The organism is Streptomyces sp., assembly GCF_050698815.1.
GTDB lineage: Bacteria > Actinomycetota > Actinomycetes > Streptomycetales > Streptomycetaceae > Streptomyces.
Genome location: NZ_JBOHCV010000547.1, coordinates 1 through 6510 on the forward strand (window position 1 = coordinate 1; position 6510 = coordinate 6510).

Consider the following 6510-nt stretch of genomic DNA (forward strand, 5'->3'; position numbering starts at 1 on the left):
CGACGAGCCGCCGCGCCGTGCCGGCCAGTTCCGATGCCACGCCCCAGGCGCCGGCGGACAGCAGCACGGCCGGCCGGCCCGGGGCACGGCGGTCGAACTCGTCCCGCCACGCCCGGTCCGTCTCCCCCGAGCCGGGCGACTCACCGGCCGCGTGGAAGCGCCCCGGCACCACTGGTCCCGTCACTTCCGCGGGCTTGCCGGTGGCCGCGCGCACGGCGCTCGCCGCGGTCTCGGTGACACACAGGTGCAGGTCGTTGCCGGGATGCAGCCAGCCCCGGTGCACGGCGAAGTCGATGACGGCCACCACGCCGGGCACCCGAAGGGCTCCGCGCTCCCGCAGGCGTCCGGTCAGCTGAGCCGACAGGTGGAACGTGGAGACCACGGCGTCCGGGTGCCAGCGGTCCACGAGTCTCAGCAGCGGCCCTTGGGCGAGTGCGGCCATGGGCGCGCTGCCCGGCCGCGGCACCGTTCCCGTCCCCGGCGAGAGGAAGGCGGCGTAGACCGCCCCGTACAGCTGCGGTGCGTGCCGGATCGCTCCCCGGTAGCCGCCGCGGAGCATCGGTCCGACCCCCGGGGGGAGCAGTGCGAGCACGTCCTGGATCAGGACCTTGTGACCACGGGCTCGCAGCCGGCCTGCGAGCTCGCCCGCGACCGCGTCGTGGCCCGCGCCCATGCTCGCGCTGAGCAGCAGGAACCGTTGCCGCATAAGGCTCCAGGGGTTGGATGGCGGTGCGTGACGCGGAGGGCTCCACGCCCGTTCAGAGTGGCTGGCCGGCGCGCCGCGCGCGCACTGATCCAGGGCCGTTCGAGTGAAGAGAGCGACCGCACGAACAGATGCCACACAGGCGCCCGCGCCCGCTCGCCAGCATCCTGGGAGTCCAGCTTCTGATCACCCGGAGGGCGTCATGTTCGACAGTTCTGGGCGAGGGCTCGTGCGCGGCTCGCAGCGCCCGGTGGCGCTCATCACCGGTGCCTCCTCGGGCATCGGGACGGCGGTCGCCGAGCAGCTCGCCGCCGAGGGCAACTGGCGCCTGCTGCTCAACGGACGCGACGAGGACCGGCTCGCCGACGTGGCGGTCCGTACCCGGGGCACGCCGCTGCCGGCCGATGTCACCGACCCACAGGCCCGCGCCCGGCTCGCCCGTGAGGCGCTGGCGCACGGCGGCCGGGTGGACGCGCTGGTCGCCGGTGCGGGCATCGGCTGGGCGGGCCCGTTCTCCGGGATGCCCCTCGAGGCGATCGACCGGCTGCTGGCGGTCAACTTGTCCGCGGTGCTGCACCTGGTGCGGCTGCTGCTGCCCGGGATGGTGGCCCGGCGGACGGGCCGGGTGGTGCTGATCGGTTCCGTCGCAGGCTCGGTGGGAGTACGCGAGGAGGCTGTGTACTCGGCGACGAAGGGCGGGCTGATGGCGTTCGCGGACAGCCTGCGCTACGAGCTGAGCTCCAGCGGAGTACGGGTGTCGATGGTGATGCCGGGCCCCGTGGACACCCCCTTCTTCGGGCGCCGTGGCGTGCCCTACCGCCGCAGCAGGCCACGTCCGGTGCCGCCCGGACGGGTGGCCGACGCGGTGCGCGAGGCCCTCGTTTCGGGACGCCCCGACGCATACGTGCCGGGCTGGCTGGGCGTACCGGCGCGGCTGCACGGCGCCGCCCCCGGGGTCTTCCGCAGTCTTGCGCAGCGCTTCGGCTGAGGGATCCGCGTGCTGGGGATGGTGGTCACGGTCGTCCTGGCGCTGCTGGGCGCGCTGGCCAACGCCGCCGCGTCGGTCCTGCAGCGGCGGGCGGCGGCCACCGAACGGCCCGGCCCGGCCGAGGGACGCTTCGCCTGGCTCACCCACCTGCTGCACCGGCCGGTGTGGATGTGGGGTTCGGCGATGCTCGTGCTGTCGGGCATCTGTCAGGCGGGTGCGCTGGCCGCGGGACCACTGGCGGTGGTGCAGCCGGTGCTGGCGACGGAACTGCTGTTCACGCTCGTGGTGGGCAGCGTCTTCTTCCACCGCCGCCCGGACACCCGCGCGTGGTGGGCGTTCCTGGCCATGGTGGTGGGGCTGGCCGCGTTCCTGATCCTCGTCCAGCCCTCGGCGGGCACCACGAGGGTCGCGGTGGGCAGATGGCTGGTGGTGGGGGCGGCGGTGCTGGCCGGTGTGCTCGTGCTGGTGGCGGTGTCCACGCGGCTGCCGTCCGCACCGCGGGCGACGGTACTGGGCGCAGCGACGGCCTTCGGATTCTCGCTCACGGCAGCGCTGATGAAGGACGCGATCGCACGGCTGTCCGACGGTCTGGGGGCACTGTTCACGGCGTGGCAGACCTATGGGGTCGCGGTGGTCGGGCTGGCCAGCTTCCTGCTGCTGCAGGTTACGCTGCGGGCCGGCACCCTGGTGGCTTCACAGCCCGCGCTCACGCTCGGCGACTCGCTGCTGAGCCTCGTCCTGGGCGCCGTGCTCTTCGAGGAGCACCTCACGCTCGGGCTGCGTGTCCTGCCCGAGGTGGCGGCGCTGGCCCTGGTCGGTGCGGGCAGCGTGCAACTGGCCAGGACGCCCGAGGTGTCAGGCCAGGAGGAGGAGCTCTGGTGAGGGGTGCGGCCTGGGCCGGGTCGGCCGCGATCGCCGCCGCGGGCTGGCATCTGGGCCCGGCGGCCACCTGGCTGCCGGGGGTACGGGCGGTGCTGAGCCCGGCGCTGGACGGGCAGGGGGACCCCGGACACGTGGCCCTCACCTTCGACGACGGCCCCGATCCGCTGAGCACGCCGCACTTCCTGCGGGAGCTGGACCGGCTCGCCGTCCGGGCCACCTTCTTCGTGCTGGGAAGCCCGCTGGAGCGGCATCCCGAGGTGGGACGGCGCATCCTGGCCGAAGGGCACGAACTGGCCGTACACGGCTGGCGGCACGAGCGGTTCTGGCGCCCCAGGCCACGCTCCGACGTGCGGGACCTGAGACTCGCGGTGGACGCCGTGCGCCGCGTCTCGGAGGGCCGGCGGCCGCTGTGGTACCGGCCACCGTACGGGGTCCTCACCGCGACGCGCTGGGCGGCCGCGCGGCGGCTGGGGCTCCAGCCCGTGCTGTGGACCGCGTGGGGCCGGGACTGGACGGCGCGGGCCGACGCGGACAGTGTGCTGGCGGAGCTGACGAAGCGGCTGCGGGGCGGCGCGACCGTACTGCTGCACGACACCGACCGCGCCGCCGCCCCAGGGGCGTGGCACGCGGCGCTGGCAGCCCTGCCGCGCCTGGTCGCGTGGTGCCGGGCGGAGGGGCTGACGGTGGGACCGCTCGCCGAGCACGGCGTGCGGCAACGGCACGGGACGCGGCAACGGCACGGAGGATGCGGCGGGTTGGGCCCCTGATGGGGCCGGCCGGCTGCCCGTGCGCGAGATCACCTTCCGCCGGAGGTGACGGTGAACAGACCGCCTTCCGGGTCGAAGAGACTGGCCGTACGCCCGAACGGGCTGTCGCTCGGCGCCATGGCGACCGCGCCCCCGGCCTCGACGGCGGCCTTCGCGGCGCCGTCGACGTCGTCCACGTAGAAGGAGACGTGCCAGCGGGGCCGGATGTGCGGGTCGGGCGCCGACTCCACGGCGCCACCGCGCAGGGTGGCCACGGCGCGCCCGTCGACCCGTACGACGACCGCTTCGTGCTGGTAGTCGACCTCGCAGCGGCCCTCGCCGGTGGCCCACTCGAAGACCTCGGCGTAGAAGATGGCTGCCGCGAAGGCATCCCGGGTGCGCAGCTCCAGCCGGGCGGGAGGGCTGCCGCGCCCGGCGTGCCAGCTGGAGAGCACCTCGCCCTCCCAGAAACCGAAGGTCGCCCCCGCGAGATCGGCGGCCAGTGCCGTACGGCCCTCGCCCATCCGGATGGGGCCGACCGCCACGGTGGCGCTGCGTTCCCGCACCCGTGCCGCAGCCGTGTCCGCGTCCGGCACGGAGAAGAACGGGGTCCACTGGACGGCGACGCCCATCGAGCGGGCGATGGCCCCCAGCCCGGCGACCGGCACATCGCCGGAAGTGGCGACGCTGAACTCCTCGCCGAGGCTCCCGGGCCGGAACGACCAGCCCAGCACCTCACCGTAGAAGCGCTCCGCGGCCTCCCGGTCGCACGTCGCCAGGCTCACCCAGCACGGCGCACCGCAGACGGGCGACACCGTGGACGACGCGCTCCCGGTCCTCGCTCCCATGTCCACTCTTCCTGGTCTTCCTGCGTCATTTCGCTGCCCTTCGCCCTGCCGGGAGTACCCGTTCACGGCGTTTGCTAACAGACGGCGTTTGCTGACAGAGAGGCCGGAATGATCAGGGCTTGCGGGCCACCGCCGCGTAGCAGGCCGCTTCGGCATCGGTGACCTGGTAGATGTCGTGGGCGGCGTCGGGACGCCAGCGGTGAGTGACGGTGACCCCCGGGTCAAGCAGCTCCCAGCCGTCGAAGAAGCGGGTGAACTCCGCACGGGTACGCGCCTGTGTCGGCGTCCCGGACGCCACGTAGGACTGGATCACGCGGGCGATGGTCTCGGGGTCGAAGTCCGGGGTGACGTGGCTGATGGTCAGCGTGCTGCCGGAGGGCAGGGCTTCCTTGAAGTGCTCGACGATGTCGTGCGCGGTGCGGTCCCCGGGGATGAAGTGCAGCAGCGCGATGAGGCTGAGTGCCACCGGCTCCCCCAGGTCGAGGGTGTCGTGGAGTTCAGGGGTCTTCAGTACCGCCTGGGGGTCGCGCGCGTCGCCCTGCGCGTAGGCGGTACGGCCCTCGGGGCTGCTGTGCAGCAGGGCCCGGGCGTGGGCGAGGACGATCGGGTCGTTGTCGGTGTAGACGACCCGGGCCCCGGGGGCGGTCTCCTGCGCGATCTCGTGCAGGTTGGGCGAGGTGGGTATCCCGGTGCCGACGTCGAGGAACTGGCGCATTCCCAGCCTCGTGAGGTGACGGACGGAGCGGTGCATGAACTGACGGTTGGCGCGGGCGGCGACCATGGCGGCGGGGAAGGCCGCCATGGCACGGCCGGCGCCTTCGCGGTCGGCGGGAAAGTTCGTGGTGCCGCCGAGGAAGTAGTCGTACATCCGGGCCGAATGGGCCCGGTCCAGTTCCAGATCCACTGCGCCTTCGTCAGCGACCACCGCGGGTTCCGCCTTCCTCTCACGCCGTACAGATGCCGGGGGTGCCGGAGAACAAGCCGCCATGGTGCGCTACTTGGCTCCGTTTGCCCAGGCCGCCTCCGGCGGTACGGACAAGACCGGCCACGTCGGGTGGTGGCGGAAATCGGTCGGTCGGCAGGTAGCCAGACTTTTACTCTGTGTAGCATTTTCCGTGGCTTCCCTGCACACCGGCCGTTCCGGCCCGGTGCGTTCTCTGGTGAGGAGGTGTCTCCATGGGTGCCGAGGACCACCACGCGCCGAGTCCGGCCGAGGATGCCGAGGCCGCGGGGCGGACGGAGGAAGCCCGCCGCCGGCTGCTGCTCTCCTTCACCGCGTTCGACGCGTCCCACCACCGGCTGTGGCTGCGCTACGCGCACACTCAGCTCGGCAGCCGCGCCGCGGCGCGGCTCGTCGTGGACGACGCGTGCCGCCATCTGCTGGAGCACTGGCAGCACGCGCTGCGCCAGGAGTCGCTGACGGGGTACGCGTGGACGGTGCTCAAGGAGCACGTCGCGCGGTGGCTGAGCGAGCGCGGAGACCGGCCCCAACTGGCCGGAACGGCCGCCTTCCACGCGGCCGTCCGCAAGGTTCTGCTCTTCGAGCTGCGCGATGAATTCGCCGTACTGGCGGGCGAGATCGGGCTGTACTCGGCCATCGCCCGGCTTCCCGAGCGGCAGTACGACGTGGTGGTACTGCGCTATGTTCTGGGCTGCACCGAGGATGAGGTCGCGAGCTATCTCGGTTTCGCGGCGGCCACCGTGCGCTCCCACATCCGGCACGCCAAACGGAAGCTCGCCCGGGAGCTGGCGTAGAGCGTCGGAGCAGGAGCAGGAGCCGGGGACAGGATCTGATCATGCACGGCAGGCACGAACACGACACCATCGACGCCCTGCTCAACCAGGCCGAGGTGTTCGCCGAGGACTACGAGGACCGCGATGCGGCGGCCGCACGGGAAGCGGAACTCGCAGCCTTCATCGACACGCCGCCCGGCTCACCGTCCGCGCCCGCGGCACGAGCCCGGCAGTACCCCACCGACGGCGAACAGGCCGCGCACGACCTGGATCTGGCGGTCGCCCTGGTGGTCAACGCACCGGAGGCCGCGGTCAGCCTGTCCCGGCTCGTGGACGACCAGGAACACATCGCCCCCGAGGGGGCGCTGGTGTTCGGTTGCCTGCTGCATCTGGTGGGCTACCGGGAAGCCGCCCAGTTCTGGTGGCAGTTCGCCGCCGGCGGCGGTTCCCGTACGGCCGCCTTCTGCCTCTGCCTGCACCACCGGCGGCACGGTGAGTTCCGCGACGCGGGCTACTGGCGCGCACAGTCGGAACGGCTCGCACAGCACAGGCCTCCCTCGGACGGGGGGCCTCGGCCCAGTGCGCGCCGGCACGGCACGAACCGGCCGT

8 protein-coding genes are annotated in these 6510 nt (G+C 73.1%); 5 read left to right on the plus strand and 3 right to left on the minus strand.

Features of this window, described 5'->3' with window-relative positions:
* Nucleotides 1-706, minus strand: a 706-nt coding sequence (locus ACRDP3_RS19790; protein WP_431518306.1) for an MGDG synthase family glycosyltransferase, incomplete at its 3' end; no start/stop codon positions are given.
* Nucleotides 707-905: 199 nt separating this feature from the next.
* Here ACRDP3_RS19790 and ACRDP3_RS19795 point away from each other — a divergent pair.
* The 3 genes from ACRDP3_RS19795 to ACRDP3_RS19805 are packed head-to-tail and all read left to right on the plus strand — an operon-like array spanning nucleotide 906 to nucleotide 3340.
* Nucleotides 906-1691: an SDR family NAD(P)-dependent oxidoreductase gene (locus ACRDP3_RS19795; protein WP_431518307.1), complete on the plus strand. Its 786-nt coding sequence runs from the start codon at nucleotides 906-908 to the stop codon at nucleotides 1689-1691.
* A gap of 18 nt (nucleotides 1692-1709) precedes the next feature.
* Complete coding sequence (locus tag ACRDP3_RS19800; protein WP_431518313.1) at nucleotides 1710-2573, plus strand: DMT family transporter; 864 nt, start codon at nucleotides 1710-1712, stop codon at nucleotides 2571-2573.
* Nucleotides 2570-3340, plus strand: a complete 771-nt coding sequence (locus ACRDP3_RS19805; protein WP_431518308.1) for a polysaccharide deacetylase family protein — start codon at nucleotides 2570-2572, stop codon at nucleotides 3338-3340. The genes ACRDP3_RS19800 and ACRDP3_RS19805 overlap by 4 nt, the downstream gene beginning before the upstream one ends.
* A 29-nt stretch (nucleotides 3341-3369) precedes the next feature.
* On the opposite strand, the gene ACRDP3_RS19810 is transcribed toward ACRDP3_RS19805, so the two are convergent.
* Nucleotides 3370-4167: a VOC family protein gene (locus ACRDP3_RS19810; RefSeq protein WP_431518309.1), complete on the minus strand. Its 798-nt coding sequence runs from the start codon at nucleotides 4165-4167 to the stop codon at nucleotides 3370-3372.
* Between the two features lie 112 nt (nucleotides 4168-4279).
* Nucleotides 4280-5092 (minus strand): SAM-dependent methyltransferase, encoded by an 813-nt coding sequence (locus tag ACRDP3_RS19815; protein WP_431518310.1) that lies wholly within the window; start codon nucleotides 5090-5092, stop codon nucleotides 4280-4282.
* A 251-nt stretch (nucleotides 5093-5343) separates the two neighbouring features.
* Between ACRDP3_RS19815 and ACRDP3_RS19820 the strand changes: the two genes are divergently transcribed.
* Both ACRDP3_RS19820 and ACRDP3_RS19825 read left to right on the plus strand, forming a co-directional pair.
* Complete coding sequence (locus ACRDP3_RS19820; RefSeq protein WP_431518311.1) at nucleotides 5344-5922, plus strand: sigma-70 family RNA polymerase sigma factor; 579 nt, start codon at nucleotides 5344-5346, stop codon at nucleotides 5920-5922.
* Between the two features lie 41 nt (nucleotides 5923-5963).
* Nucleotides 5964-6510, plus strand: a 547-nt coding sequence (locus tag ACRDP3_RS19825; protein WP_431518312.1) for a hypothetical protein, incomplete at its 3' end; no start/stop codon positions are given.